Genomic DNA, 26,138 nt, shown 5'->3' on the forward strand with positions numbered 1-26,138 from the left:
ATGGCGAGATGGTGAACTGGTGAGTTTAACGTTCTGGCTGCCCTGAATGCGCAAACGGCCCCGGCAACATCTGCTGCCGGGGCCGTTTGGCTTTCTTGATTTGATCAGGTGCCGCCAGCACGTCAACTCGCCAGTTCACCATCTCGCCATTTCACTGTTCCTCCGCCTCCGTCTTACTGTGGCCGAGGAAGCGCTTGGCGCGGGTGGCTTTCAGGAAGTTTTCGAGGCCGACGGTGATGCGCTCGGCTATCTGCTGCTGAAAGGCCGGGTCGAGCAGGCGCTTTTCGTCGTCAGGGTTGGAGATGAACGCGGTTTCGACCAGGGCGTTGGGGTATTCAGTGGGGCCGTTCAGGCCGAAGTTGAACGAGCCCACGTTGCCCCAGGGCGCCAGGCCGGTCTGCTGCATCTGCTCGTAGATGGCGGCCGACAGCGGCCGGAACGCCACGTAGCGGTAAAACGCGGCCGTGCCCTTGGCCTCGGCCGAGCCGGTGCTGTTGACGTGCACGCTCACCAGCAGCTGGGGCATCAGCTTGCGCAGGCGGCGGATGCGCAGCTCGTTGCCCACGCTCACGTCGGCTTCGCGGGTCATGAGCACGGTGGCGCCGGCTTTTTCCAGCTCGGCGCGCAGCTTCTGGGCAATGCTCAGCGTGAGCGTCTTCTCCATCACCCCAGCGCTGCCCACGGCGCCCTGGTTGTCGCCGCCGTGGCCGGCGTCTACGGCCACGGTCAGTCCTTTCAGCTCCAGCCGGGCCGGGGGGCGCCGCACCCGGATGGTCAGCACGTTGTTCTGGTAGCCGATGGCGTAGCCCCAGCTCTGGCGGTGCCGCAGGTCGATGACGATGCGGAATACGTCGGGCTGGGGCTGCTCGTAGTACACGTTGGTGATTTCGCGCAGCCCCGCCCGCTGGGTTATCCAGTTGGTATTGGAGGTAGCCCCGAACACGTCGACGACCAGCCGCGTGGGCTCCAGTTGCAGTTGCGAGCGGTAGGGCAGGCGTTCCTGCAGGGGCACGCGCACGTAGTCGTACTGCTCGTCGCCGCTCACGCTCCACGAGCCGGTGAGCGACTGGGGCGCGAAGCCGCCGGGCGGCAGCAGGCGCACGGTTTCATCGGGCACCCAGGCGGTCTGGTTTTCGGCCAGGCGCACGCGCAGGTACTCGCCCACGCGGCCCGTCACGTGCAGAAGCACCAAGGAGTCGAGGTAGCCGATTTTGGCCCCGCCGAGGCGGTCCTCGCCCAGGCCGTAGTTAAGGTAAGCCAGCGAGGTATTGGTGCGGGCCAGCTGCGGCAGGGCCGGGTTGAGCAGGCGCACGGTGGTCTTAGTCAGCAGCGAGTCGCGGCGGCCGTCGGGCAGCTGCAGGCGCACCAGCAGCGGCCGGCCGGCGACGGTGCCCAGCGTGGTATCGGCGGCCTGCACCACGTAGCTGAGCTGGTAGATGCCGCTGCCGCGCTTGCCGTCGGGGGCGGACAGCTCGGTCAGCGGCACCTCGCGCAGCACTTTGGTCGGCTTGCCATCGGGGCCGGGCAGGCCGGGCGTCAGGGTTTGCAGCACGCTCACCCGGGCACCGGGTTGGGCTTTCACGCGCAGCTGCAGCCGGTCGCCGGGCTGCAGCCACTGGTCGCGGGCCGGCACCGTTTCCGCCGATTCGAGTAGGCGCTGGGCCGCGGCGGGCAGCGCAGGGAGCAGGGCGACGAGCAACAGCAGCGGGCCGACGAGCCGGCGCGGGCGGAACCAGGGAGCATTCATGCTGCAAAGAAACGGCCCCGGCCGCGCCAGGATGCGCCGGGAGGCTACAAATGCAGCACGCGGCGCAGCTGCACGCCCGCCGTCAGGCTGGCCATGCGCGAGTACACCTGCACCGGTACCTGCTCCGCGCCGTTGTGGTACCAGCTCACCGTCAGCTGATCGGCCCCGCGGCGGCCCACGGGCCGGGCGGCGTAGGCCAGCTGCAGCCCCAGCAGGGTACGCCGGCTGATGCGCGCCTCGATTTCGCCCTCCACCTGCATCAGCACCCGCCAGCGCCGGGGCATGCGGTAGCCCAGCGAGAATTCAGAATAGTCGTCGGTCGGAGTGGAGTTCATCAGCGTCACCCGGTCCCCAAACGATTCGGGGCCGGTGTAGTGGTGCAGCACCGCGCCGGCTTTGGCCGCGAGGTAGAGGCGGTCGGGGCGCAGGGTCCAGCGGCGGCCACCCAGCAGCGCCCAGGCCGTATTGGCCGGGAAGCCCGACAGCTCGGTGGTGTGCTGTGGCGCCACCATGAAGTGCGAATGGTTGCGGGCGCCTCGGGTGGCCGGGGCATCCACCGTGGGGTCGATGCTGAAAAACAGCGGCACCCAGGCCGTTTGCGGGCCGGCTTCGGCCAGCCAGCCGGGTGCCCACTGATAGCCTAGGCGGGCCGAAAACACGGGCAGGGCCACGTTGGCCGCGGTACTTTGCTGCGCAGAGGCGCCGCGCTCCTGCCGGGCCAGGGCCACGCCCATACGCATGCCGGTGCTCAGGTACAGTCCGCGAGCGGGCAGGGGCTGCCACGCCTGACGGGCTGCCCGTCGAGACTCGTAGGGCTCTAGGCCCAACTCTTTTTTCCGCAGCTGCCAGTGGTAGCCCAGGCTGATTTCGGTGAAGCTGGCGCGGGTGTCGTAGGTAGCGCCCAGGCGTAGCGGGCCGCCCGGCGCGGCAAACTCGACCTCGTTGGTGGTGCGGTACACCGGGCCCAGGCCGTACTGGTGGGACAGTTCCAGGCTGAGCACGTTGTGGCGGCGCAGCTCCCGCGTCAGCCCCAGGCGCAGACTCAGCAGCCCATTCACCTTGTGCAGGCGGGCCAGGGATTGGGTGGTGGCGCCCCAGGCCTGGCGGTCCGACGGCAGCTGGCTCAGCGTATCGGCCGGGCCGCTGTACAGCTGACTGGGCGTGCGGGCCAGCAGCAGGCCCAGGCCGGCGGCCCCCAGCACGCGGGTGCGGCCATTGGCTCCCAGTGGCCAGCTACGGCCGCCTTCCAGGCGCAGCACGGTGGTGCGGGCCACCGGGCCCGAGCGGTAATGCCAGGTGGTATCGGCGCGGCGGGCCCGGAAGCCCACCGCGGTCGAAAGCAGCAGGCGGTTGAGCGAGGCGCGGGCCAGCCAGCCGCCGGCAAAGGTGCGCTGCACCAGCAGCGTGGGCACCAGGCGGCCGGTGCGCGGCCCCTGGTAGCCGACGCCGGGTAGCTCGGTGGCGTTCCGCTGCTGCCAGGACGTGGTGGTATGGCCCAGGCGCAGGCCCATTTGCCAGCCGGGCGTTTGCTGGGCCAGGGCGGGCAAGGTGGTGAGGCAGAGCCCGGCAAGAAGGACGTAACAGCAACGCATAGCAGCGGGAAAACGGAGTGGGTAGACCTGGACCGCTGATGGGGCAAAAAAAGCCGGCAACGCCCGCAGCAGAGGAGCGTTGCCGGCTGGCAAACGTTGTATGGCGTGGTGCCGGTATCTAGCGGGCCGTGGCGGGCTTGTCGCGCACGGCGTCGCCGAGGTCCTTCAGGTCGCGGGTGGTTTCCAGGGTTTCAAACTCGGCCTGCAGCGCCTTGATGTGGATTTCCTGGCGAGCCGGCAAGTCGAGCCGCAGGGCCCGGTAACGGGCGTTCAGGCGGTCGAAGATGGCGGTGGCGTAGTCCCAGTCGCGCTGCGTCCACTCCCGGCGCTTGGCCCGCGTCTGGCGCAGCAGCTGGGTGTAGGCCGGGTCGAGGTTCGTCACCGTCAGCGTGCTCACGCGGGCATAGGGCCCCAGCAGCTCCTGCGCAAACGCGGCCGAAGCCACCGTGTCGAGGGCCTGACCGTTGCGGACGCGGGAGGCGGAGTCCCAGCGGGCGGCGCGGTGGCCGATGCGCTCAATAGCGTTGCCGGCTTTGTCGGCCAGGGTATCGATTTCGCGGGCACTGTTCTTCACGGCGTCCTGCCGCTCGCGCGGCGTGGAGTCGCAGGCGGTGAGGAGCAGGGCCAGGGCGGGGGCGGCCAGCAGCAGAGGGGCCAAACGGCGGCGAAAAGCGGCGGGAAGTTTCATAGGCGCAGTTTACGCAAGCCGGCGCGCACAAGATGCTGCGGCGCCGGCCCGCAGCTACTGCCGGGCAATGCGGAAGGTAAAGGGCAGCTCGTACTCCACCGGCACGGCACGGCCGTTCTTGCGGCCCGGAATCCAGTCGGACGGGATGGTGCGGGCCACGCGTAGGGCTTCCTCGTCGCAGCCGGCCCCGATGCCGGTCAGCACCTTGTAGTTCTGGGCCACGCCCAGGGTATCGACCACGAAGCTGACTATCACCCGGCCCTGCACGTTCTTCAGGCGGGCCTGCTCGGGATAGTTCAACTGCCGCATAAAGGCCGACAGCATGGTTTCGCCGCCCACGTACAGCGGCGGGCGGTCGAGGTAGCCCACCTGCCAGTCGGTGCCCTGCTGGTGGCGGTAGGGGTGCTCGTCGGGCTTGCGGTAGTAGAGCAGTTTTTTCTGGTCGTAATCGTAGCGCTGCACCAGCACCTTGCGGCCGCTGGGCGTCATGGCGTAATACGACCAGGGCCCGAGTTTGCGGCCTTTTTCCACGCGGCCGCTGTCGAGGTCGGTTTGGCGCACCTTGCCTTGGGCGCGCAGCGTGAGGGGCGCGCAGCAGCAGGCGCCGAAAAGGAGCAGTAGAGGTACTCGCATGTGGGGGAATGCAGCCGGAGCAGACGTGGGGACGCCGTTCCGGGGGGTATTGGTGGAAAGTCGGACGAGGGCAGTAAGCGGCTGGATTAGCGGGATAATCCAATCGTAAACATAAACTTACGAAAATATCTTGCGAAGATCTTTGAGTTTTTCTCGGAAAATTCCAGTAGCCCTAGCTATTGTGTATCCGGGTTGTCGAGGCGGCGCTGCAGGTCGTGCAGCTGGGTTTGCAGGCCGGGCAGGTGCGGGCACAGCTGGCTGAGGCGGCGCAGGGTGCGCAGGGCGCCCCGGTCGTCGCCTACCATGCGCAGGATGGTGGCCTTGCCCGACAGTGCCCCGAAGTGGCGCGGCTCCAGGCGCAGCGTGCGGGCAATGTCGAGCAGGGAAGCGCGGTACTCGCCGCGCAGGTAATGGGCGGTGGCGCGCTTATTCCAGCCCTCGGCGTAGGTCGGGTGCTGCTCCACGATCCAGCCAAAATCGGCAATGGCGCGGGTGTAATCTTCGGCCGAAAGGGCGCGCATGCCGCTTTCCAGGCGCTTGTTCAGGGCCACATCGTCGGTTTCCAGCCACAGCTGCCAGATGCCCTGCTGCAGGGCCTCGATTTCGAGCGGGGCCGTGGCCGTCTGCAGGCGCTGAAAGAGCTCATCAAGCTGTTGAGGACGGTCGGGCATGGAAAACGCGCGGATGGCAACGATAGAGTTAAACGGACCGCGGATGGGGATGGACAAGGTACGCCGATAAAAACGGCAGCCGACGACCCGAAGGCCGCCGGCTGCCGCTGCGCCCGGGCATTGGAGGGCTTAAAACAGGGCCGCCGCCACGCGCCGCACGCTGTCGGCCTTGCCCATGCTGTAGTAGTGGAGCACGGGCACGCCGTGGTCCATCAGCTCCCGGCTCTGGTTGATGCACCACTCGATGCCGATTTCGCGGGCCGCCGCGTTGTCGGGGGCCCGGTGAATGGTGTCGACCAGCTCGTCGGGCAGGTTCAGGAAAAAGGAGCGGGGCAGGGCCGTGAGCTGGGCCTTGGTGGTGATGGGCTTCAGCCCGGGAATGATGGGCACGTGGATGCCGGCCTCCCGGCAGCGCTTTTCGAAGCTGAAAAACTGCTCGTTGTCGAAAAACATCTGGGTGACGATGTAGTCGGCGCCGCGGTCCACTTTGTGCTTGAGGTAGCGCAAATCGGCGGCGTGGCTGGGGGCCTCGAAGTGCTTTTCGGGGTAGCCGGCCGTGCCGATGCAGAAGTCGGTGGCCCAGGTGTCGTCCTGCTCCTCGTCGAGGTAGGCGCCCTTGTTGAGGTCCGATACCTGCCCGATCAGGTCGCAGGCGTAGGAATGGCCGTCGGGCTCGGGCACGAAGCGGCCTTCCGACTTGATTGGGTCGCCGCGCAGGGCCAGCACGTTGTCGATGCCCAGGAAGTGCAGGTCGATGAGGGCGTTTTCCGTCTCCTCCTTCGAGAAGCCGCCGCAGATCAGGTGCGGCACGGTGTCCACGTCGAAGCGGTTTTTGATGGCGGCGCAGATGCCGACGGTGCCGGGGCGGCGGCGCACGGTTTTCTTTTCCAGCAGGCCGTTGGGGTGCTGCCGGTACACGTACTCCTCGCGGTGATACGTCACGTCGATAAACGGCGGCTTGAACTCCATCAGCGGCTCAATGTTGGAAAACAGCGTCTGGATGTTCTCGCCCTTCTTGGGCGGCAGCACTTCAAAGGAAAACTGCGTTTTGCCGTTGGCGCGGGTCAGGTGCTCGGTGACTTTCATGGGTGGAAGAGGAAGCTCCCCTCCTTTTTGAAGGAGGGGATGCCGTGCCGAAGGCGCGGCTGGGGTGGTTGCTTCGTTGCTGACGTTGTTTAGCCCGCTGACGTGAATAGATGAGCGGATTTATCCGGCAGGATGGCAGACGTAGCGGTTGGGTGCTCGGCTGGATGAAAGAAGTTACTATCTGACGGCGCGGACGACGCAACCACCCCAGCCAAGCCTGCGGCTTGGCGTCCCCTCCTTCAAAAAGGAGGGGAGCCTGGCGCTGCGCGCTACTGCCCGGCCGCTACTGGCGCGGCTTCGGCGGCGGGCTCGTAGTTCAGGTTGGGCGACAACCACCGCTCCAGCTCGGCCAGCGGCATGCCTTTGCGCCGGGCCAGGTCCTGCACCTGGTCCTGGGCAATGCGGCCGAGGCCGAAGTAGCGCGCGTCGGGGTGGGCGTAGTAGAAGCCGCTGATGGCGGCGGTGGGGTACATGGCCAGGTTTTCGGTGAGGGTGATGCCCGTTTGCTCGGCGCCGCCCAGCAGCTCGAACAGCACGATTTTCTCGGTGTGGTCAGGGCAGCCGGGGTAGCCGGGCGCCGGGCGGATGCCGCGGTACTCTTCCTTGATCAGGTCCTCGTTCGAGAAATGTTCCTGCGGCGCGTAGCCCCACAGTTCCCGGCGCACCCGCTCGTGCAGGCGCTCGGCCAGGGCTTCGGCCAGGCGGTCGGCCAGGGCCTTGGCCAGGATGCCGGAGTAGTCGTCGTGCTGGGCGTCGAACTCGGCCACCAGCTCGTCCAGCCCGATGCCGGCCGTGACGGCGAAGCCGCCGAGGTAGTCGGCGCGGCCCGAGTCTTTGGGCGCCAGGAAGTCGGAGAAGGCGAGGTAGGGCAGGCCGGCGGCTTTCAGGCTCTGCTGGCGCAGGGTGAAGGTTTCGGCCCGCACGTGCTGGCGGGTGTCGTCCTGGTAGATTTCGATGGTGTCGGAATCCACCGTGTTGGCAGGCCAGAAACCCACCGTGGCGCGGGCCGTCAGCAGCTTCTCGTCAATAATGCGCTTCAGCAATGCCTGCCCGTCCTCGAACAGCTTGGTGGCGGCTTCGCCGTACGTAGCGTCGTCGAGGATGCGCGGGTAGCGGCCCTTCAGCTCCCAGGCGTGGAAAAAGGGCGTCCAGTCGATGTAGGGCAGCAGCTCGGGCAGCGGGTAGTCCTCGAAAACGCGGGCGCCGAGGAAGCTGGGCCTCACCAGGTCGGCGGCGGCCCAGTCGGCCTGGAACTTCTGCCGGCGGGCTTCCTCGATGGGCACGTAGTCCTTGTTGCGCTGCCGGCCGGCGTGGTCGTCGCGCAGCTGCAGGTACTCGGCCGCCACGTCGTTGGCAAAGGCGTCGCGGCCTAGGCCCAGCAGCTGCGAGGCCACCGGCACCGCCCGCGAGGCGTCGTTGACGTGAATCACCGGCCCGTTGTAAGCCGGCGCGATGCGCACGGCCGTGTGCAGGCGCGAGGTGGTGGCCCCGCCGATGAGCAGGGGCACGCGCAACTGGCGCTTTTCCAGGGCCTGGGCCACGTACACCATTTCATCGAGCGAGGGCGTAATCAGCCCGCTCAGCCCCACAATATCCGCTTGCAGCCGCTCGGCTTCGCTGACGATTTTCTCCAGCGGCACCATCACGCCCAGGTCGATGACCTCGTAGTTGTTGCAGGCCAGCACCACGCCCACGATGTTCTTGCCGATGTCGTGCACGTCGCCCTTCACGGTGGCCAGCAGCACCCGGCCGGCCGTCTGCCGGGCCTCGGTGCCGCCCGACAGGGCCGCCGCGTCGCGCTCGGCCTGCATGTAGGGCTCCAGCCAGGCCACGGCCCGCTTCATCACCCGCGCCGATTTCACCACCTGCGGCAAAAACATCTTGCCCGCCCCAAACAGGTCGCCCACGACCGTCATGCCGGCCATCAGCGGCCCTTCGATGACGGCCAGCGGGCGGCCCAGGCGCTGCAGGGTTTCCTCGGTGTCGGCTTCGATGTGGTCGGTAATGCCCTTCACCAGGGCGTGCTCCAGGCGTTTTTCCACCGGCCAGCTGCGCCATTCTTCGGCCTCCACTTTCTTGGCCGCCGCGCCGCCCTTGGTCAGACTCAGCATTTCGCCCAGCTGCACCAGCCGCTCGGTGGCGTCGTCGCGGCGGTCGAAGAGCACGTCTTCCACGGCTTCGAGCAGGGGCTTGGGCACCTCGTCGTACACGGCCAGCTGGCTGGGGTTGACGATGCCCATGTCCAGCCCGGCCTGGATGGCGTGGTAGAGGAAGGCCGCGTGCATGGCCTCGCGCACCACGTCCTGGCCCCGGAAGGCAAAGCTGATGTTCGACACGCCGCCGCTGGTGAGCGTGCCGGGCAGGTGCTGCTTGATCCAGCGCACGGCCTCGATGAAGTCGATGGCGTAGCGGCGGTGCTCCTCGATGCCGGTGCCCACGGTGAGGATGTTCGGGTCGAAGATGATGTCCTCGGCCCGCAAACCCACTTCCTCGGTCAGGATGCGGTAGGCGCGCTGGCAGATGTCGATGCGGCGCTGGTAGCTGTCGGCCTGGCCCTGCTCGTCGAAGGCCATGACGATGACGGCCGCTCCGTAGGCGCGCACCAGCCGAGCGTGGTGCCGGAACACTTCCTCGCCCTCTTTCAGCGAAATGGAGTTGACGATGCTCTTGCCCTGGGTGCATTTCAGGCCGGCTTCGAGCACCTCCCACTTCGAGGAGTCAATCATGATGGGCAGCCGGGCCACGTCGGGCTCCGAGGCCATTAGATTCAGGAAGGTGGTCATGGCCTCCACCGAGTCCAGCAGGCCCTCGTCCATGTTCACGTCGAGCACCTGGGCACCGCCTTCCACCTGGGCGCGGGCCACGGCCACGGCCTCATCGAACTGCCCGGCCCGGATCAGGCGGGCGAAGGCGCGGGAGCCGGTCACGTTGCACCGCTCGCCCACGTTCACGAACAAACTTTCGGGGTGGATATTCACCGGCTCCAGCCCGGCCAGGCGCGTGGCCTGGGGCCGCACCGGCAGTTGGCGCGGGGCGTACCGGTCCGTCAGCTTCGCGGCCTCGGCAATGTGCAGCGGGGTAGTGCCGCAGCAGCCGCCCACGATGTTCACGAGGCCTTCCTGCAGGTACTCTTCCAGCACCGCCGCAAATTCCTGGGCCGATTCGTCGTAGCCCCCGAAGGCGTTGGGCAGGCCCGCGTTGGGGTAGGCGGAGACGTAGCAGTCGGCCAGGCGGCTCAGCTCCTGCAGGTACACCTTGAGCTGCTTGGCCCCGAGGGCGCAGTTCAGACCGATGCTCAGGATGGGCAAATGGCGCATGGAGTTCCAGAACGCCTCCACCGTCTGCCCGCTCAGCGTCCGGCCCGAGGCGTCGGTGATGGTGCCCGAAATCATGATGGGCACCACCCGGCCGCCCTCGTCGAAGAAGCGCTGAGTGGCAAACAATGCCGCTTTGGCGTTGAGCGTGTCGAAGATGGTTTCGATCAGCAGCGCGTCGGAGCCGCCGTCGATGAGCCCGCGCACCTGCTCGTGGTAGGCCTCGGCCAGCTCGTCGAAGGTGATGGCGCGGAAACCGGGCCGGTTCACGTCGGGCGAGAGCGAGGCCGTGCGGTTGGTGGGCCCGATGGCGCCAGCCACGAAGCGCGGCCGCTCGGGCGTGCTGTACTCATCGGCGGCTGAGCGGGCCAGGCGGGCGGCCTCGTAGTTCAGCTCGTACACGATGGGCTCCAGAGCGTAGTCGGCCTGGGCCACGGTGGTGCCCGAGAAGGTGTTGGTTTCTACGATGTCCGCGCCCGCGGCGAAGTACTCGGCGTGAATGCCGCGCACGATGTCGGGGCGCGTCAGACACAGCAAATCGTTGTTGCCGCGCAGGGGCTTCGAGTGGTCAGCAAACCGGGCGCCGCGGAAGTCTTCCTCGGTGAGCTGGTGGCGCTGAATCATGGTGCCCATGGCTCCGTCGAGCACGAGTACGCGCTGGCGGAGCAGGTCGGCGAGGGGAGAAGCGGGCAGAGTCGGCATGGCTTTCTGGGTCTAGAGGTGCGCAAGGCGCTATCCAGAAAGCCCCGGCTACTTCGGAAAGTGCCGGTTTCGCTCATCTTTTCCGAACGCGGCACGAGCCGCCTCGGATGGGAGTTAGCACCTCTGCCGCAGCGGCTGGTTGCTAAGACGTCACAGGGCCCAGTCCCTCGGTCTTTCTGGATAAGCAGTAGCGAAGATAAATCAGCGGGCACGTAATAACAAATCAGAGCAATAATCTATGAAAAAAATCATATAGTCATAACCGGCTTACTACTTCAGTGCCATTACATTTGTGCGATTTTGGGCCGGCTTGCACCGTGCCAGGAAGCAGCCGCTTGCGCCCGACCAACGCTTCTGCTTATGACGCCACTTCGACGCTCCATCAGTCCTCTTCTGCTCACCGCAGCTAGCCTTGTCGCGCTGACTACCGCTCACGCGCAGGCCGGCAAAAACGGCGCCCTGACCGTTGGTACAGCCAACGTGGTGGTGAACCAGTACACCGCGCTGGGCGCCAATGCCGCCGCCGGCAGCACCGCCGTCAGTGTGGCCAGCGCCGCGGGCCTCAGCGCCGGCGACCTGGTGCTCCTCATTCAGATGCAGGGCGCGCTGATCAACAACTCCAACACGGCGAGCTACGGCGACATCGTGAACCTGCGCAACGCGGGCAACTACGAGCTGGCGGTGGTGCAGGCCGTCAGCGGCACCACGCTGAGCCTGAGCCAGCCGTTGGCCCGCGCCTACACGGCCAACGACGGGGCGCAGGTGGTACGCATTCCGCGCTACACCACGGTGACTGTCAGCAGCGGCGGCTCTATCACGGGGCAGGCCTGGAACGGCAGCAGCGGCGGGGTGGTGGCCCTAGAAGCGCAGGGCAGCATCACCGTCAACGGCAGCATCACGGCCACCGGGCTGGGCTTCCGCGGCGGCGCGTTCGTCAACAACGGCGTGGACAACAACGCCAATTACCTCGGCTCGGGCAACACCGGCGGGGAAAAGGGGGAAGGCGTGGCCGGCTACGGCAACAGCTACGCGGGCGGCAGCCGCGGCCGCGGTGCCGCGGCCAACGGCGGCGGCGGCGGCAACTCGGTTAACTCCGGCGGGGGCGGCGGGGCCAACGGCGGCAACCCGGCGGTGTGGACGGGCACCGGGCGACCCAACACGAGCACGCCCGGCTGGGCCACGGCCTGGAACCTAGAGGGCGCCGGTTTTGCCAGCAGCGGGTCGACGGGCGGCGGGCGCGGGGGCTACGGCGTGTCCGACAACGACCTGGATGCCCTGAGCGTCGGGCCCGGGCAGGGCAGCTGGGGCCCGTATAGCCGGCCCAACACCGGCGGCATCGGTGGCCGGCCGCTCAGCTACGATGCCGGGCGCCTGTTTCTGGGCGGCGGCGGCGGCAGCGGCGACGGCAACACGGCGGTGGCGGGCGTGGGCGGCAACGGTGGCGGACTGATCTACCTGCTCGGGGCGGTCATCGGCGGCAGCGGCAGCGTGGTGGCCGATGGCGCGGCCGGCGCTACTTCCAATGGCGGCAGCTCCTTCGCCGATGGCGCGGGTGGCGGCGGCGCGGGTGGCGCCGTCGTGCTGGCGGCCGGCACCGTGAGCGTGGCGGCCAGCGCCAATGGCGGCAGCGGCGGCAACACCGTCAACACCGTCATCAAGGCCTACGGGCCGGGCGGCGGCGGCGGCGCGGGCTACATCGGCGTAACCGGCGGGGCCGACCTGACGGGCTTCAGCTACAGCCTCAGCGGGGGCCGCGGCGGCGTATCGACCTCGCCGGGCCTGGCCGAGTTTCCGCCCAACGGTGCCACCGACGGGGGCGTGAACACGCTGGTGTTCCGCACCAGCGGCACGGCGGCCCCGTTGCCCGTCAGCTGGGCGCACTTCGACGCGGCCTATGCCGCTGGCCGCGTGCTGCTCCGCTGGACCACCGCCCAGGAGAAAGACAACGCCTACTTCCAGGCCGAGCGCAGCCTCGACGGGCGCACCTTCGTGGCCTGCGGCGCGCGGGTGGCCGGCGCCGGCCACAGCACCAGCGCCCGCCGCTACACGGCCTCCGACGCGCAGCCGCCCGCCGGCACGGTGTACTACCGCGTACGACAGGTCGATACCAATGGCGAGTCGGCTACCACGGCGGCCGTGGCCGTGCACTGCGGTACCAGCATCTTGGCGGCCTACCCCAATCCCGTGCGCCGCGGTGAGCTGCTGCGTACGGCGCTGCCCGCCGGCAGCGCCGTGCAGCTTTTCGACCTGTTGGGCCGCCGCGTGGCCACGCCGACCGCTGCGGCCGACGGCGGGCGGGCCATCGATACGCACCGCCTGCCGGCAGGCCAATACTGGCTGCGGGTAGCTGGCGGCAAGCCCCTGCGCATTGTGGTACAAGACTAGCACCGAAATATCCGTCATCAAAAAAGCCCTTGCCGCGACCGGCAAGGGCTTTTTTGATGCGAACAGAACCGAATTACGGAATCAGCAGGCGGCGGTGCAGTTGCAGGCCGTTCTGGCCGCGGCATTCGAGCAGGTACACCCCGGCCGGCAGCTGGTGCAGGTCGAGCGGACGCTTGGTGGCCTGCACTTGGGCGAGGGTAGTATGATGCACCAATTGGCCCGTCACGCTGCGCACCTGCACGCGCACGTCCTGGCGGGCGGGCAGGTTCAGATCGAGGGTGAAGCGGCCGTCCTGGGCTGGGTTGGGGTACACGTCGAGGGCGGCCAGGGCGCGGGCGGGGGCGCTGGCCAGGGCCTGGGTCACCGAGAAGCGCAGCTGGGCTTGGCAGCCAAAGTCGCCGCTGATGGTATTGAGCACGGCGTTGTTCAGGCCGAGCAGGCGCATGCTGCCGGTACCGGCGTTGGGGTTGGCCCACCACGCCAGCCCGTCGCAACCGGTGTCGTTGACGCTCAGCGTGTAGCAGCCCGGCGCTAGGCGCAGCGTGTCGGCGTAGTCGGTGTTAGGCAGGGCGCCGGTACGGCTGGCCACGGGCTGCCCGTTGGCGTCGGTTACCGTCCACGAGGTCTGGCTCAGGCCACCGCTGATGGTCGAGGCGTTGGTGGTCATGTTCACCACGAAGCTCGGCGGCAGCACGCTCACCGGGCTGAAGCGGGTGCTTAGGGTGTCATTGGTGTGATTCTGGTCGGCCTGGCCGTTGGGCGTCATCACGTAGACCTTGAACACCGACTGCCCCGCAAAATCGGCGGGCACGGGCGGCAGCGTCACGTCGGTCTGGGCCAGGAAGTTGAGGCTGCCCGTCCACTGATACGTGCGCCAGGGGCTGCTGCCCACCCGGTAGCGGATGGTGGCGGCCGTAAGCGGGGCCGAGCCGGTGTTGCGCAGCGTCACCTTGGGCGCGTCGCAGATGGGGTTGTCGCGGCGGAAGTTCGGGTCGGTGCTGGGGGCAATGATGCGCTCCAGGGCCGCGTCGGTGGTGAAGTTGGGGGTGCTGTAGCTCACGGCCTGGGTTTGCCAGATCCAGCGGGCACTCACGTTGGCCTGGTTGGAAATCAGGTAGTTGGCCATGTCGATGTCGACGGTGGCCGAGCCGCCGCTCAGCCCCGCGGTGATGTCGTGGTAGAGCGGGGCCACGGCGCTGCCGGGGCACCAGTTGCTGCGATTATACACCCAGGTGCCCGTTTGCGGCGACACCGGGTTCAGGCCGCAGTCGGCCCGCCAGAGGTCGGTGGTGGCCACGGCGGTGCCGTTGAGCTTCAGGGTGTAGTTTTTGCGGCAGAACTCGGCGCAGTTGCGCGAATCGGAGCCGTGGCCGGTGATAAAGCTCTTGAGCACGGTGCGCCCGCTGCCGGCCGGCGCCGTCACGGTCTTGGCCGAGAGGTGGTTTTCGAGCAGGTCGGTGGCGCTGCCGTAGAGGAAGTTGCCGTCGTACACGTTTTTCACCGCTATGGCGTCCTGCGGCGGGATGCCCTCGATGAACTCCAGGTACAGCGTGAGGGTGAAGCCCCAGGAGTAGCCGTCGTAGAGGAAGCGCAAGCCGCGCTGGCCCTTCAGCAGCGGGGCGTAGTCGGTCACGTCCTGCACGAAGTCGTGGCGGCGGTTCTGGGCCAGCCAGTCGGTGGCGTAGGGCGTGATGATGCGGGCCAGCTCCACGGTGTCGTTGGCGGGCGGCATCAGCAGCACGCGGGTGGTGTAGTCCCAGGAGCCGCAGTACTGCGTACCGGGCGGGCAGGCGTAGCGCCCGAGCACGTAATGCAGCAGAATTTTGCGGTAGCGCCCGGTGGCCGGCAGCGTGGCGGTGGTGTCGTAGTTGCCGTAGCGGGTGAGCGGGCGGTTGCTGAAGAGCACCACGCGGGTGGTGTCGCCGGTGGCCGCGCGGGCGGCGGGCGCCGCCGCCAAGCCGCCCAGCAGCAGCAAAAACAGGAGTAGACGTTTACCCATTCGGTAGGAAGGTGGTTGAGGTGGAAGGAATTAACCAGTGGGTGGGAGGTCGTGGGGGCTAAAGTACAAGCCGCCGCCCGCCGCGCCGCATCAGCGTGCTTTCTTTGGTGAAATCAGGAAAAAGGAGGCGACCCGCGCAGCAAAAAGCCCCGGCGGCAGGCCGGGGCTTCGGACGATAATAGACGGTCGGCACGGGTGCGGCGTGAAACCTCTCGCCCACCAGGCGGAGCTGGCGCCTAATCTTTTTTGACGCAGTTTGGTACGGTCTTGCCGTCCTTTTTCTTGGTGCCGGCCTGCTCGTAGCCTTTCCAGCACGGGTCTTCTTTTTTATGCGTCGATGAATGCGCGGCAGTCGTTTTCTTGGTCGGCATGGTGTGGAGGCAAGTGGCTGGGTGAATCACACTTACCCCCGGAAATACGGGGCTGGCCAGGGGCTGGTTGGCCACCGCAGAGCAGCATCAGCTTTGGGAACACGGAAACCATTTTTTTAGCGTTGCTTTTCCTTTGTCCGATGCGCACTGCTACGCTTCTTTTCCTGGGGCTGCTCACCGTCCAACTAGCCCAGGCCCAGGCGCCCGGCCGGCCCCAGCCCGCCGGCTCGGGGCTGCAGGCGGCGTATTACAACGGCACCAACTTCCAGCAGCTGGTCCTGCGCCGCCGCGACGCCAACATCGACTTCGACTGGAAAAGGCAGCCACCCGTCGACGGGCTCGGGTGGGAGTATTTCTCGGTGCGCTGGGAGGGCTACCTGCTGGCCCCGACGACCGGCGAGTACGAGTTTTCGACGGTGATGGACGACGGGCTGCGCGTGTGGGTGGGCGGCAAGCGCATCATCGACGCCTGGCGCGAGCAGGACCACGTGCCCGCCACCGTGCGCCTGCGCCTGGAGGCCGGCCGCTACTACCGCCTGCGCGTCGACTATTTCCAGACCATCCTCGACAGCCGCGCCGTGCTGCGCTGGCGCCTGCCCAACGCGGCAGCCCTGCAGACCGTTGGGGCCACCTACATGTTTGCGGCTCTGCCGGCCTCCGCCAAGCCGGTGCCGCCCCCCGCGCCGCCGGCCCTCGTGGTACGCGCGGCGCCAGCCACCCGTCCGGGGGCGGCCCCGTCGCCAGTCCAGCCCGCCGTGCGCCGAGTAGCCGCCGTCGCGCCACCCCGCCTGGTGCGGCGCCCGGCGGCCCAGCGGCCCGAGCCAGCTGGGCGCCGGGCGGCAGTTCCGGCCGTGGTGGGCCTGGGCGACTCCCTGCCCGATCTGACCAAGCTGCGCCGGGGCGAAACCGTGGCCCTGAAGCGGCTATACTTCGGGCAAAGCCAGGCCCGGCTGCTGCCCACTTCCCAGCCCGAGCTGAAGCGGCTGGTGCGCGTGCTGCAGGAGCAGCCGGCGCTGCGGTTTGAAATAGCCGGCCACACCGACAACGTGGGCGACGCGCAAAAAAATCAGGTACTCTCGGAGCAGCGGGCGCGGGTGGTGCGGGCGTATCTGGTGCAGCACGGCATCGATTCGGCGCGGCTGACGGCCGTGGGTTACGGCGGCACCCGCCCCGTGGCCGACAACCGCGACCCGCAGCAGCGCCCGCGCAACCGCCGCGTGGAGCTGGTAGCGCGGTGACTCGGTGATTTAGTGAGTTGTTGAACCTCAATTCACTAAGTCGCTAAATCACTCAGTCAGCATTCCACCGGTTTCACGGAGTATACCGGGCAAAGTGGGCGGCGGCCATAACCGCGGAGGGGAATCGGGGGTTAGACAGCCATTGCGCCCGCAGCCGGGTAGCAATCAACTCTGAAAAAACGCCTTTTGCTGGCGCTAATCCCCTTTTTGCCATGAGCAACATCACTCCGAAGCTGTTTTCATCCTTCCAGCTGGGCCCCATCGAGCTGCCCAACCGCATCGTCATGGCGCCCATGACGCGCAGCCGCGCCACCAATCCCGAAACCGCCGCTACCGACTCGGTGGTGAAGTACTACGTGCAGCGCGCCACGGCCGGCCTCATCATCACCGAAGGCACGCAGGTGTCGCCGCAGGGCGTGGGCTACATCAACACGCCCGGCATCTACTCCGAGGCGCAGGTGGCTGCCTGGCAGAAAGTTACCGAGGCCGTACACGCGGCCGGCGGGCGCATTTTTGCCCAGCTCTGGCACGTGGGCCGGGTGTCGCACCCCTTCTTCCATAATGGCGAGCTGCCGGTGGGGCCGTCGGCCATCAAACCGGAGGGCGCGAAGGCCTTCACCGGCGCCGGCTTCGAGGAAGTGCCCGCCCCCCGGGCCCTGGAGCTGAGCGAAATTCCGGGCGTGGTGGAGCAGTTCCGCCAGGCCGCCCGCAACGCCAAAACGGCCGGCTTCGACGGCGTGGAAATCCACGGCGCCAACGGCTATTTGCTCGACCAGTTCCTGCAGGACGGCTCCAACCAGCGCACCGACGCGTACGGCGGCTCGGTGGAAAACCGCAGCCGCTTCGTGCTGGAAGTGGTGCAGGCCGTCGTCGATGAGCTGGGCGCCGACCGCGTGGGTATCCGCCTCTCGCCCCAGGGCAGCGCCAGCATCCAAGACTCCGACGCGCTGGGCACCTTCAGCTACGTCACCGAGCAGCTGAACCGCTTCGGGCTGGCCTACCTGCACGTGCTGGAGCCTCTGCCCGGCCACCCCATGGCCCGCCCCGAAGGCAAGCCCGCCATCGGCCCGGCCCTGCGCAAGATCTTCAAGGGCACCTTTATGCTGAACGGCGGCTACACCCAGGAAACGGCCGAGCTGGCCCTGGAAAACAACGAGGCCGACCTGATTTCCTTCGGCGTGCCCTTCATTGCCAACCCCGACCTGGTGGCCCGCTTCGAGCAGGGCGCGGCCCTGAACCAGCCCGATTTCGCCACCTTCTACGTGCCCGGCGACAAGGGCTACATCGACTACCCTTCGCTGCAGGAAGCCAACCAGGAAAAGGCCGCCGAGTACCAGGGCAGCTAAGGCCCCGCCGGCCGAACGGTGTAGAGAATCAAATATCTTTTCACCGATCCTCTACAAACGGCCAGACCAACTCCGACAGGCCGACCTTCCTGCAGATACCGTTGCCCCGTTACCGCCCTGGTAGCGGGGCAACGCGTTTTTGGGCAGGTATGCTGCGCGTCACCGCCCCGGCTCAACCGTTCTGCCGAGCTTTTGCGTAAGGCCAAGGGCACAACCACCACCGACGCCCGCTCCCTATGGCCGCCAAGAAATCTGCTGCCCCCAAAGCCGCCCCCGCCCGCCCGGCGCCTAAGCCCGCCGACGACCCCAAAGCCGCCGCCAAACCCGCCACGCCCAAAGCCGCCGCGGCCAAAACCAAAGCCCCGGCGCCCAAGCGCGAAAAGCGCCCCACGGCCGCCCAGATGAAGGAGCACGCCCAGAAGCTGCCCTACCCGGCCAAGCAGGCCGACATGAAGCTCCAGCCCGACTCGAATCTCTCGGGCTACCAGCCCGCCGGCAAGCTCAAGGGCAAAATCGCGCTGATTACCGGGGCCGACTCGGGCATCGGGCGGGCGGTGGCGCTGGCCTTCGCCATGGAGGGCGCCGACGTGGCCGTGCTCTACAACGAAAACGACGTGGACGCTAAGGAAACCCAGCGCCTGGTGGAAGGCCAGAAGCGCCGCTGCCTGCTACTGAAGCTGGACGTGCGCGACCCAGAGCAGTGCAAGCAGGCCGTGCGCCGCACCACCAAGGAGCTGGGCGGGCTGAACGTGCTGGTCAACAACGCCGCCTTCCAGATGGCCCAGGAGAAGTTCGAGGACATCCCGGAGGAGCAGATCCGCCGCACCTTCGACACCAACATCCTCGGCTACATCTGGCTGGCCCAGGCCGCCATTCCGCACTTGCGCAAGGGCGACAGTATCATCAACACCGGCAGCATCGTGGGCCTGACGGGCATTCCGCTGCTGATCGACTACGCCAGCACCAAGTCGGCCATTCACGCCTTCACCAAGAGCCTGGCCCAGTACCTGGGCGAGCGGGGCATCCGCGTGAACTGCGTGGTGCCCGGCCCGGTGTGGACGCCCAATATTCCCGGTACCATGCCGCGGGAGGAAATCGAGAAGTTCGGCCACGAAGTAGCCCTGAAACGCCCCGGCCAGCCCGAGGAAATTGCCCCCGCCTACGTGCTGCTGGCCTCCCAGGACGGCTCCTTCATGACCGGCTCCCTGGTCCACGTGACCGGCGGCAAAATGAGCAGCGACCAGTAGGTGAGATGGTGAGGTGGTGAACTGGTGAGTGCCGTTCCGCCTGCGCAAGCTGCGCAGCTGCGCGCCTCCCAAACATCAAACTCACCAGTTCACCACCTCACCATCTCACCACATGAAATACCCCCCCGGTACCGTTCGGGCCCTGCTCGATACGCCCCACGTGAGCGACGCCACCCGCGCCGCTTTGCAAGCGCGGCTTGATGCCCCGGCCTACGAGCCGCAGTTTTTCGATGCCGACAGCTACCGGCTGCTCGGGGCGGTGTGCGCCCGGTTGCTGCCCCAGCCCGAGCGCGGTGCCGAGGCCATCGACCTGCCCGCCGGTATTGATGCGCGCCTGCTCAGCGGCCTGGCCGACGGCTGGCGCTACGACGCACTGCCGCCCGACCGCGAAGCCTACCGCCTTGGCCTGGGCGGCATTCAGCAGGCGGCGCAGGCGCAGTTTCAGCAGGATTTCCTGGCGCTGAGCGCCGAGCAGCAGGACCAGGTGCTGGCCGCCGTGCAGGCCGGCACGGCCCCCGGCGACCTATGGCTGAAAGTCGAGGCCCGGCGCTTTTTCGAGGAGTTGCTGGCCGAAGCCACTGCCCTGTACTACTCCCACCCGCTGGCCCAGGAAGAAATCGGCTACGTCGGCATGGCCGACCTGCCCGCCTGGACGCGCATCGGCCTCGATGAGCGCGAAGAGCGGGAACCGCTGGAAGTGAAATAGTGAGATGGTGAAATGGTGAGTTTGGCGTTCTGACGCCACTCCATTTTACCATGCTGCCGCTCACTATTTCACCATCTCACCATCTCACCATCTCACCACACCGTGCCCGACGAAGAAGAACTGCTGGAGGAAGGCGTCGTCAGCCCCGTTCAGCCCGAAGTGCAGGACCCGCTGCTGCGCAAACTGCTCCAAGACGCGCCAACCCCGGCTGATGCGCCCGAGCCCCAACCCGAGAAGCTGCCCGAGCCGGCCGAGGAGGTCGACTGCGTGGTGATTGGGACCGGGGCGGGCGGGGCGCCGCTGCTGGCCCGCCTGGCTATGGCCGGGCTGCGGGTGGTGGCCCTGGAAGCCGGCCCGCGCCACGACTCGCGCCGCGACTACGCCACCGACGAGCGGGCCCAGGACTTCCTGTTCTGGAACGACGAGCGGCTCTCGGCCGGGCAGCACCCGCTGGCCTTCGGCCGCAACAACTCCGGCACCGGCGTGGGCGGCAGCACCCTGCACTACACCGCCTACACCCCCCGCGTGCAGCCCGACGACCTGCGCCTGCGCACCGACTTTGGCGTGGGTCAGGACTGGCCCCTGAGCTACGACGACCTGGCGCCCTACTACGACGAGCTGGAGTGGCTGCTGGGCATTTCGGGCCCCTCGCCCTACCCCTGGGGACCCGAGCGTAAGCGGGGCTACCCGCTGCCGCCGCTGCCGCTCAACGGCGCGGCCCAGCTGATGCAGCGGGCCTGCGAGAAGCTGGGCATCCGCACCTCGCCGGCGGCTAACGCGGCCGTGTCGGCGCGCTACTATCAGGAGGGCATCGGCTGGCGCGAGGCCTGCACCAACCGCGGCTTCTGCCAGGCCGGCTGCTCCAACGGGGCCAAGGCCAGCATGGACGTCACGTTTATTCCGCTGGCCGAAGCCCACGGGGCCGAAGTGCGCGCCGACTGCTTCGTGACGGAAATCGAGCGGGACGCGCAGGGCCGGGTGACGGGCGTGGTGTACCAGCAGCACGGGCAGGAGCGGCGCCAGCGGTGCCGCACGCTGTTTCTCTGCGCCGGCTCGGTGGAAACGCCCCGGCTGCTGCTGCTCAACGAACTGGCTTTGAGCAGCGGGCACGTGGGCAAGAACCTGATGGCCCACCCCGGCCTGCAGCTCTGGGGCACGTTCGAGGAGATGGTGCGGCCCAACAAAGGCATTCCCGGCGGGCTGATTTCCGAGGACACGCACCGCGCCAAGGACGCCGACTTTGCCGGCGGCTACCTGCTGCAGAGCATCGGCGTGATGCCCGTGACCTTTGCCGGGCAGGTGGCCCGGGGCCGCGGCCTGTGGGGCCCGAAGCTGCGCGAGTACATGAGCCAGTACAACCACGTGGCCGGCATCAACATCCTCGGCGACTGTCTGCCCCACGCCGATAACTACCTCGAACTCTCCGATGAGAAGGACAGCCGCGGCCTGCCCAAACCGCGCGTCTACTTCACCAACCAGGAAAACGAGCTGCGCATGAACGCCCACGCTGAGCGGACGATGCGCCAAATCTGGGAAGCCGCCGGCGCCCGCGACATCTGGACTTTCCAGCGCAGCGCCCACGTCATCGGCACCTGCCGCATGGGCCGCTCGGGCGACGACGCGGTGGTCGACGCCGACGGCCGCTGCTTCGACGTGCCCAACCTCTACATCTGCGACAACTCCGTTTTTCCCAGCGCCCTGAGCGTGAATCCGGCCCTGACCATCATGGCCCTGAGCCTGCGCACCGCCGACCGGTTCCTCGAAAAGCAGCAGCGCCGGGATAATTAAGCCGTTGGTTTCTGGCGCCAGAACAACTCTGCGCCCTCTGCGGAAGCCTCTGCGCCTTCTGCGGGCTAAAAGTCACCAGCAAGATCAAGCCGCCCTTGACGAAGGGCTTTGCCGCCGCCACACCCAACCACACCACATGCCCAAGGACTTTCTCACCCACATCAAGGCCAAATTCGGCGACGGGCACTACGCCGGCGACGAGTACGGCGGCGCGGCCGGCCACGACGGCCGCGGCCTGCCCACCGGCTCGCCCAGCAACTTCATGTTTGCCACCGGCATCGAGTGCTCGTACCCCACCATCGACCACGGCCGCACCCGCCGCGACCAGCTGGCCGAAAGCTACCACTACGAGCGGTACAAGGAAGACCTGGGCCTGGTGCGGGAGCTGGGCCTGAAAGTGCTGCGCTACAACCTGCCGTACTATAAAATCCATAAGGCACCGGGCCAGTATGACTGGGAGTTTGCCGACCTGGCCATGGCCGAAATCCAGCGCCTGGGCATCACGCCCATCCTGGACCTGATGCACTTCGGCGTGCCCGACTGGGTAGGCAACTTCCAGAACCCCGAGCTGCCGGTGCATTTCGCCGAGTACTGCGGCGCGGTGGCCCGGCGCTACCCCTGGGTGCGCTTTTACACGCCCGTCAACGAAATCTACGTGACGGCCCGCGCCTCCGCCAAGGACGGCATCTGGAACGAGCAGCTCAAGGACGACCGCGCCTTCATCACCGCCATGAAGCACATCACGGCCGCCAGCATCATGGGCAACCAGCAGATTGCCAAGTACCGGCCCGACTGCGTCATCGTGCAGAGCGAATCGGCCGAGTACATCCACGAGATGCGCGCCGTGCAGAGCTCCGAAATCCGGCTCACCAACAAGCTCCGCTTCCTCTCGCTCGATTTGCTCTACGCCCACACCATCGACGCGGAAGTGCTGCTCTACTGCCTCGACAACGGCCTGACCCGGGACGAGCTGAAGTGGTTTATGGCCGGCGAGCCGCCCGGCTACCAGATCATGGGCAACGACTACTACGGCCGCAATGAGCGCATCATCAAGCCCGACGGCAACTGGTGCGCGGCCGAGGACGTGCTGGGCTGGTACACCATGACCAAGCAGTACTACGAGCGGTACCGCAAGCCCGTATTCCACACCGAAACCAACTCCTTCAACGCCAAGGATGCCGAATGCTGGCTCTGGAAGCAGTGGGTGAACGTGACGCGCATGCGCCAGGACGGCGTGCCCGTCGTGGGCTTCACCTGGTACTCCCTGCTCGACCAGCTCGACTGGGACATCAGCCTGGCCGAAAAGCGCCTGGCCGTGAACCCCTGCGGCCTCTACGACCTCGACCGGAAAATCCGCCCCGTCGGGGAGAGCTACAAGATGATGATCCGCGAGTTTGGGCAGATTACCATGGTGCCCCACGGCGAACTGTTCGAAATTTCGCCCCGGCCGGCCTCGCTGAAGGTCGATATCTGAGCCCGGCGCCGGGGGCTTGAAGCACGAAAAAAGCCTGCCTCCTAGCGGAAGCAGGCTTTTTAGCTTAGTCGGAAATCCGACGCGCTTACTTGGTCAGCGAGAGTTGACGGATCGTGTACTCATCGCCCGATTTCACTTTCAGCGTGTACATGCCGGCGGCAAGGTGCGAGAGGTTCAGCTTGTTCTCGAAGTTGTCGCGCAGCTGGCCTTTGGTGTACACCGTCTGGCCCAGCGTGTTGATGATCTGCACTTCCAGGCCGTTTTGGGCCTTGGCGTTCTGCACGCTCAGCGTCACTTCGCCGTTGGTGCTCGGGTTGGGGTACAGGCTGATAGCGCGGTTCAGCGCGGCCGAGGTACCCGTTACGCGGTCAGCCAGGGCCTCGATAACGAAGATGCCCAGGTTGCTGGCAGCAGCGTCGGTGAGGGTACCACCGGCGGCAGCCACGGTGAAGAACGTGCCCGGCTGCGTGGGAGACTGGGGCAGCGTAGCCATCGGGAAGTAGCGGGTAGCGGCGTCCACGGGCGGCGTTTGTACCATACCCACGTGGAAGGTGGTACCGGCCGCCAGGCTGATCGGCGTGGCAAACGTGAACGTCTTGCGCGTGCCAATGTCGGCCGTCGTTACCACGTAGTTCGGCGTGCGGCCGAGCAGGGCACCGGTCGAGCTATAGGCGACACCGTACACCGTATTGCCGACGGTGGGGTTGACGCCGCCCGAGGCAACGCCACCCAGACCAGCCGTTACAGCCGTCAGCGTGCGGGCTTCGGCCGTGGTGAAGCGGGCCACAAATGCAGCGGTCGACGTAATGCCGAAGCCTACGCTGAGTTGCGGATCAAACGCCGTGTTGTTGGCGTAGCTCAGTACGTTGGTGGTAACAACCTGGGCGAAGGTCAGCGTGTTGTTGCTGGCTACATCGTCGGCCAGCAGCGATACGGTGATGGTGTTGTTGCCAGCCGTGGCGGGCGTGTAGGCTGTGAACGTAACCGTTGCTGCGGTGCCCGGGGCAATCGTACCGGTCAGCTGGGCATTGGTGAAGGTGGTGACACCTGCCACAGTCAGCGAAACCGGCACCGAGCTGATGGGGCTGCCGCCGGCGTTACGAATAACGGCCTGCACCGTTACCGGCGAGCCAGCCGGGGTTTTGCCCAGCGTGTAGATGGCCTGTACGGCGGCATCGTTGTCGGGCAGCGAGGTAGCGCAGATGGTGAAAGCGCCCTGCGTATCGGTAGAGCCGAAGCCAGCTACGAATACGTAGTAGGTCGTGTTGGGCGTGAGGCCGTAGGCCACCAGCGGTTCCGATACGGTGTTGTTGGCCCGGCCCGAAGCGCAGGCAATTTCCGTGAACGGGCCAGTAGCAGCACCACCAGGGCTCGAGAACAGGCGCAGGTAGCCAGCCGGAGCGCCGGTTACTTGGATGCGCACGGCCGTGCTGCCAGCGCCGCTGGCGGCCGTCGTAAACTTGTACCACACATCTTTCGGGCTCACCGCGATGCCGCAGGCCGTGTTGGGGTTGGTGCCGTTCACGTAACCGTTCACGGTCGTGGTCGTGGCGCCGGTGTTGGTGCCGTTAACCGGGGTGCAGGTAGCGCCGATGGTCAGGGCAATGGCGCCGGTCGGGTTGTCGTTGGCCGGGCCCGTCGAAGTGGCCGGGTTCGTTACGCAGATGGTAAAGGCGCCGTTGGTGGGCTGGGGCAGGCTGCTGTCTTCGAACGCGTAGTAGCGCACGTAGTAGGTGCTGCCCGAGGTCAGGCCGGTCAGGGTCAGGGTTTCACCGTTGCCGATAGCATCGATGCAGCCCAGGCTCGTCAGGGTGCCGCAGGCGCCGCTGAAGCCTTCCAGTACCCCGTCGAAGCCACCGGCAACGGTAACTACGTGGGAAGTACCCGTGGCCACAAAGCGGTACCATACGTCAAGCGCGGTAGAGGACGTGGCCTGCGAGCAGGTGCTGGGCGCCTGGCTCTGGGTGGCGCCGCTTACCGTGCCGTTGGTGGTGGTGCAGGTAGCAGCCGCCGTCAGCAGCACCGCGCCCGCGCAGTTGTCGTTGGCCGGGGCGTTGGCCAGCGTGGTGAAGCCAATGGTGGTCTGCTGCGAGGTAGTGCTGCCCGCGCAGTTCGAGGCAATCGTCACCGTGTAAGCGGTGCCCGGCGTCAGGCCCGACAGGGAAATGGGCGAAGCCGTAGGAGCCGGCGTAACGGTGGTAGCCGTGCCGCCCTGGGGCGTGTAGGTAACCGTGTAGTTGGTAGCGCCCGTGGCCGGCGTAAAGGCTACGCTGGCCGCGGTGGTGGTGATGCCCGATACCACCGGAGCAGTCGGACCCGCGCAGTTCGGAGCCGTCAGGCCCGTCAGCTGAATGTTGGGGCGGGGCGTAGCCAGGGTGCCGGCCGTGGTGGGCGCGGCGTTATCCGTCGCCCAGATCTGAAAGCGGTTAACGCCCAGCTCGGTCATGCGGAAACGCTTGCTCGTTGCGTCTTCGTTGCCGGCGCCCGTGGCGTTGGTTTCCACGATTACCTCCAGGTTGCTGGTGCCGTTGTACGCGAAAGGCGTGGTCAGCGGCACGTTCACCCAGGAGTTGGCCGTAAACGACGAAGCCGGGATGGTCGCGTCGTATACCAGCGTAGCGCCAGCTTCCTCCGCGGCTACCGTGGTGGCGGCGGCGAACGAGCTGGCGGTGGTGGTTTTGATGTAAATTTTCGTCGGGGCGTTACCGGGCGTGCTTACGCTGGCGGTGTAGAACCCGATCTGCGTGATGTTGCCGCTGGAGCCGATTTCGCCCGCCGTGTAAATCATGGCGCTGCGCTCGTAGCCGTAGTAGGTGCCGAACGGGTAGCGGCTCACGAAGGAGTTGGGGTTGCCGGCAGGCACTACCACCTGAGCCATTGCAGCCGGCGCCAGGCCGGCACTAATGGCCAGTGCTGCCAAGGCACCCTGCAGCTTGCGCCGCAATGAAGCGGAGCGAGAGTAGAGTTTTGTACTCATGTAAAAAGAAAAAAAGTGAAAGGGAAAACGAATCAAGGTTAATCAAATGCCAATGTAAGGGTTTTATCAAGCTTGATGTTAATATAGTCCTCCTATGTTGTTCATTATCTGTTATTAATTGACAGGTTAGTTTAGGTGCCGACAACCGGAGTGGCCTGACTAACAAAGGTTAGG

Annotated in this window: 17 protein-coding genes and 1 riboswitch; of the genes, 7 read left to right on the plus strand and 10 right to left on the minus strand. The window is 66.8% G+C overall.

Translation table 11 applies throughout. The features are described 5' to 3' along the window. Positions 1–151: 151 nt before the first annotated feature. From FDY95_RS07490 to metH, 7 genes are all read right to left on the minus strand, one after another. Entirely contained in the window at positions 152–1,747 is a 1,596-nt protein-coding gene (locus FDY95_RS07490; protein WP_138076288.1) for an N-acetylmuramoyl-L-alanine amidase, read from the minus strand. 44 nt (positions 1,748–1,791) lie between these two features. After that, on the minus strand, positions 1,792–3,339 hold the full coding sequence (locus tag FDY95_RS07495) for a hypothetical protein (protein WP_138076290.1): 1,548 nt from the start codon (positions 3,337–3,339) through the stop codon (positions 1,792–1,794). A gap of 118 nt (positions 3,340–3,457) precedes the next feature. Next, complete coding sequence (locus FDY95_RS07500; protein ID WP_138076292.1) at positions 3,458–4,027, minus strand: hypothetical protein; 570 nt, start codon at positions 4,025–4,027, stop codon at positions 3,458–3,460. A 54-nt stretch (positions 4,028–4,081) separates the two neighbouring features. Next, entirely contained in the window at positions 4,082–4,660 is a 579-nt protein-coding gene (locus FDY95_RS07505; protein WP_138076294.1) for an energy transducer TonB, read from the minus strand. Positions 4,661–4,836: 176 nt separating this feature from the next. Beyond that, on the minus strand, positions 4,837–5,331 hold the full coding sequence (locus FDY95_RS07510; RefSeq protein WP_138076296.1) for a tetratricopeptide repeat protein: 495 nt from the start codon (positions 5,329–5,331) through the stop codon (positions 4,837–4,839). Between the two features lie 129 nt (positions 5,332–5,460). After that, positions 5,461–6,417: a methylenetetrahydrofolate reductase [NAD(P)H] gene (metF, locus tag FDY95_RS07515; protein WP_138076298.1), complete on the minus strand. Its 957-nt coding sequence runs from the start codon at positions 6,415–6,417 to the stop codon at positions 5,461–5,463. Positions 6,418–6,686: 269 nt separating this feature from the next. Continuing rightward, positions 6,687–10,433 carry a methionine synthase gene (metH, locus tag FDY95_RS07520; protein ID WP_138076300.1) on the minus strand — a complete coding sequence of 1,249 codons (3,747 nt, stop codon included), beginning with the start codon at positions 10,431–10,433 and terminating at the stop codon, positions 6,687–6,689. A 70-nt stretch (positions 10,434–10,503) separates the two neighbouring features. After that, positions 10,504–10,620, minus strand: a riboswitch (SAM riboswitch). 173 nt (positions 10,621–10,793) lie between these two features. Here metH and FDY95_RS26920 point away from each other — a divergent pair. Continuing rightward, positions 10,794–12,818: a T9SS type A sorting domain-containing protein gene (locus tag FDY95_RS26920; RefSeq protein ID WP_138076302.1), complete on the plus strand. Its 2,025-nt coding sequence runs from the start codon at positions 10,794–10,796 to the stop codon at positions 12,816–12,818. 73 nt (positions 12,819–12,891) lie between these two features. Here FDY95_RS26920 and FDY95_RS07530 read toward each other — a convergent pair whose 3' ends face one another. Together FDY95_RS07530 and FDY95_RS26925 are read right to left on the minus strand one after the other, a co-directional pair. Next, the gene (locus FDY95_RS07530; RefSeq protein ID WP_138076304.1) at positions 12,892–14,817 is read right to left on the minus strand and encodes a peptide-N-glycosidase F-related protein; all 1,926 of its coding nucleotides are present in this window, start codon (positions 14,815–14,817) and stop codon (positions 12,892–12,894) included. A 236-nt stretch (positions 14,818–15,053) separates the two neighbouring features. Beyond that, positions 15,054–15,188: a hypothetical protein gene (locus FDY95_RS26925; protein ID WP_262710174.1), complete on the minus strand. Its 135-nt coding sequence runs from the start codon at positions 15,186–15,188 to the stop codon at positions 15,054–15,056. 140 nt (positions 15,189–15,328) lie between these two features. Between FDY95_RS26925 and FDY95_RS26930 the strand changes: the two genes are divergently transcribed. The 6 genes from FDY95_RS26930 (at position 15,329) to FDY95_RS07560 (ending at position 22,987) form a co-directional block, all read left to right on the plus strand. After that, on the plus strand, positions 15,329–16,426 hold the full coding sequence (locus tag FDY95_RS26930) for an OmpA family protein (RefSeq protein WP_171025579.1): 1,098 nt from the start codon (positions 15,329–15,331) through the stop codon (positions 16,424–16,426). A 212-nt stretch (positions 16,427–16,638) separates the two neighbouring features. Continuing rightward, on the plus strand, positions 16,639–17,772 hold the full coding sequence (locus tag FDY95_RS07540; protein WP_138076308.1) for an alkene reductase: 1,134 nt from the start codon (positions 16,639–16,641) through the stop codon (positions 17,770–17,772). Between the two features lie 401 nt (positions 17,773–18,173). Continuing rightward, on the plus strand, positions 18,174–19,019 hold the full coding sequence (locus FDY95_RS07545) for an SDR family oxidoreductase (protein ID WP_246073983.1): 846 nt from the start codon (positions 18,174–18,176) through the stop codon (positions 19,017–19,019). Positions 19,020–19,131: 112 nt separating this feature from the next. After that, on the plus strand, positions 19,132–19,725 hold the full coding sequence (locus tag FDY95_RS07550; RefSeq protein WP_138076312.1) for a gluconate 2-dehydrogenase subunit 3 family protein: 594 nt from the start codon (positions 19,132–19,134) through the stop codon (positions 19,723–19,725). Positions 19,726–19,827: 102 nt separating this feature from the next. Next, positions 19,828–21,513, plus strand: coding sequence for a GMC family oxidoreductase (locus FDY95_RS07555; protein ID WP_138076313.1), 1,686 nt, complete (start codon positions 19,828–19,830; stop codon positions 21,511–21,513). A 136-nt stretch (positions 21,514–21,649) separates the two neighbouring features. Then, positions 21,650–22,987, plus strand: a complete 1,338-nt coding sequence (locus tag FDY95_RS07560; protein ID WP_138076314.1) for a family 1 glycosylhydrolase — start codon at positions 21,650–21,652, stop codon at positions 22,985–22,987. Positions 22,988–23,072: 85 nt separating this feature from the next. On the opposite strand, the gene FDY95_RS07565 is transcribed toward FDY95_RS07560, so the two are convergent. Continuing rightward, positions 23,073–25,964, minus strand: a complete 2,892-nt coding sequence (locus tag FDY95_RS07565; protein ID WP_138076316.1) for a T9SS type A sorting domain-containing protein — start codon at positions 25,962–25,964, stop codon at positions 23,073–23,075. Positions 25,965–26,138: the final 174 nt, after the last annotated feature.

The sequence above is a fragment of the Hymenobacter jeollabukensis genome (assembly GCF_005771675.1).
In the GTDB taxonomy this organism is placed as follows: Bacteria; Bacteroidota; Bacteroidia; order Cytophagales; family Hymenobacteraceae; genus Solirubrum; species Solirubrum jeollabukense.

Bases quoted from the DNA above. Each gene is read 5' to 3' on its own strand.
- FDY95_RS07500 (WP_138076292.1), bottom strand. From the start codon at position 4,027: ATGAAACTTCCCGCCGCTTTTCGCCGCCGTTTGGCCCCTCTGCTGCTG.
- FDY95_RS26920 (WP_138076302.1), top strand. From the start codon at position 10,794: ATGACGCCACTTCGACGCTCCATCAGTCCTCTTCTGCTCACCGCAGCT.
- FDY95_RS07495 (WP_138076290.1), bottom strand. From the start codon at position 3,339: ATGCGTTGCTGTTACGTCCTTCTTGCCGGGCTCTGCCTCACCACCTTG.
- FDY95_RS07565 (WP_138076316.1), bottom strand. From the start codon at position 25,964: ATGAGTACAAAACTCTACTCTCGCTCCGCTTCATTGCGGCGCAAGCTG.
- metH (WP_138076300.1), bottom strand. From the start codon at position 10,433: ATGCCGACTCTGCCCGCTTCTCCCCTCGCCGACCTGCTCCGCCAGCGC.
- FDY95_RS07490 (WP_138076288.1), bottom strand. From the start codon at position 1,747: ATGAATGCTCCCTGGTTCCGCCCGCGCCGGCTCGTCGGCCCGCTGCTG.
- FDY95_RS07560 (WP_138076314.1), top strand. From the start codon at position 21,650: ATGCCCAAGGACTTTCTCACCCACATCAAGGCCAAATTCGGCGACGGG.
- FDY95_RS26925 (WP_262710174.1), bottom strand. From the start codon at position 15,188: ATGCCGACCAAGAAAACGACTGCCGCGCATTCATCGACGCATAAAAAA.
- FDY95_RS07505 (WP_138076294.1), bottom strand. From the start codon at position 4,660: ATGCGAGTACCTCTACTGCTCCTTTTCGGCGCCTGCTGCTGCGCGCCC.
- FDY95_RS26930 (WP_171025579.1), top strand. From the start codon at position 15,329: ATGCGCACTGCTACGCTTCTTTTCCTGGGGCTGCTCACCGTCCAACTA.
- FDY95_RS07545 (WP_246073983.1), top strand. From the start codon at position 18,174: ATGAAGGAGCACGCCCAGAAGCTGCCCTACCCGGCCAAGCAGGCCGAC.
- FDY95_RS07510 (WP_138076296.1), bottom strand. From the start codon at position 5,331: ATGCCCGACCGTCCTCAACAGCTTGATGAGCTCTTTCAGCGCCTGCAG.
- FDY95_RS07540 (WP_138076308.1), top strand. From the start codon at position 16,639: ATGAGCAACATCACTCCGAAGCTGTTTTCATCCTTCCAGCTGGGCCCC.
- metF (WP_138076298.1), bottom strand. From the start codon at position 6,417: ATGAAAGTCACCGAGCACCTGACCCGCGCCAACGGCAAAACGCAGTTT.
- FDY95_RS07530 (WP_138076304.1), bottom strand. From the start codon at position 14,817: ATGGGTAAACGTCTACTCCTGTTTTTGCTGCTGCTGGGCGGCTTGGCG.
- FDY95_RS07550 (WP_138076312.1), top strand. From the start codon at position 19,132: ATGAAATACCCCCCCGGTACCGTTCGGGCCCTGCTCGATACGCCCCAC.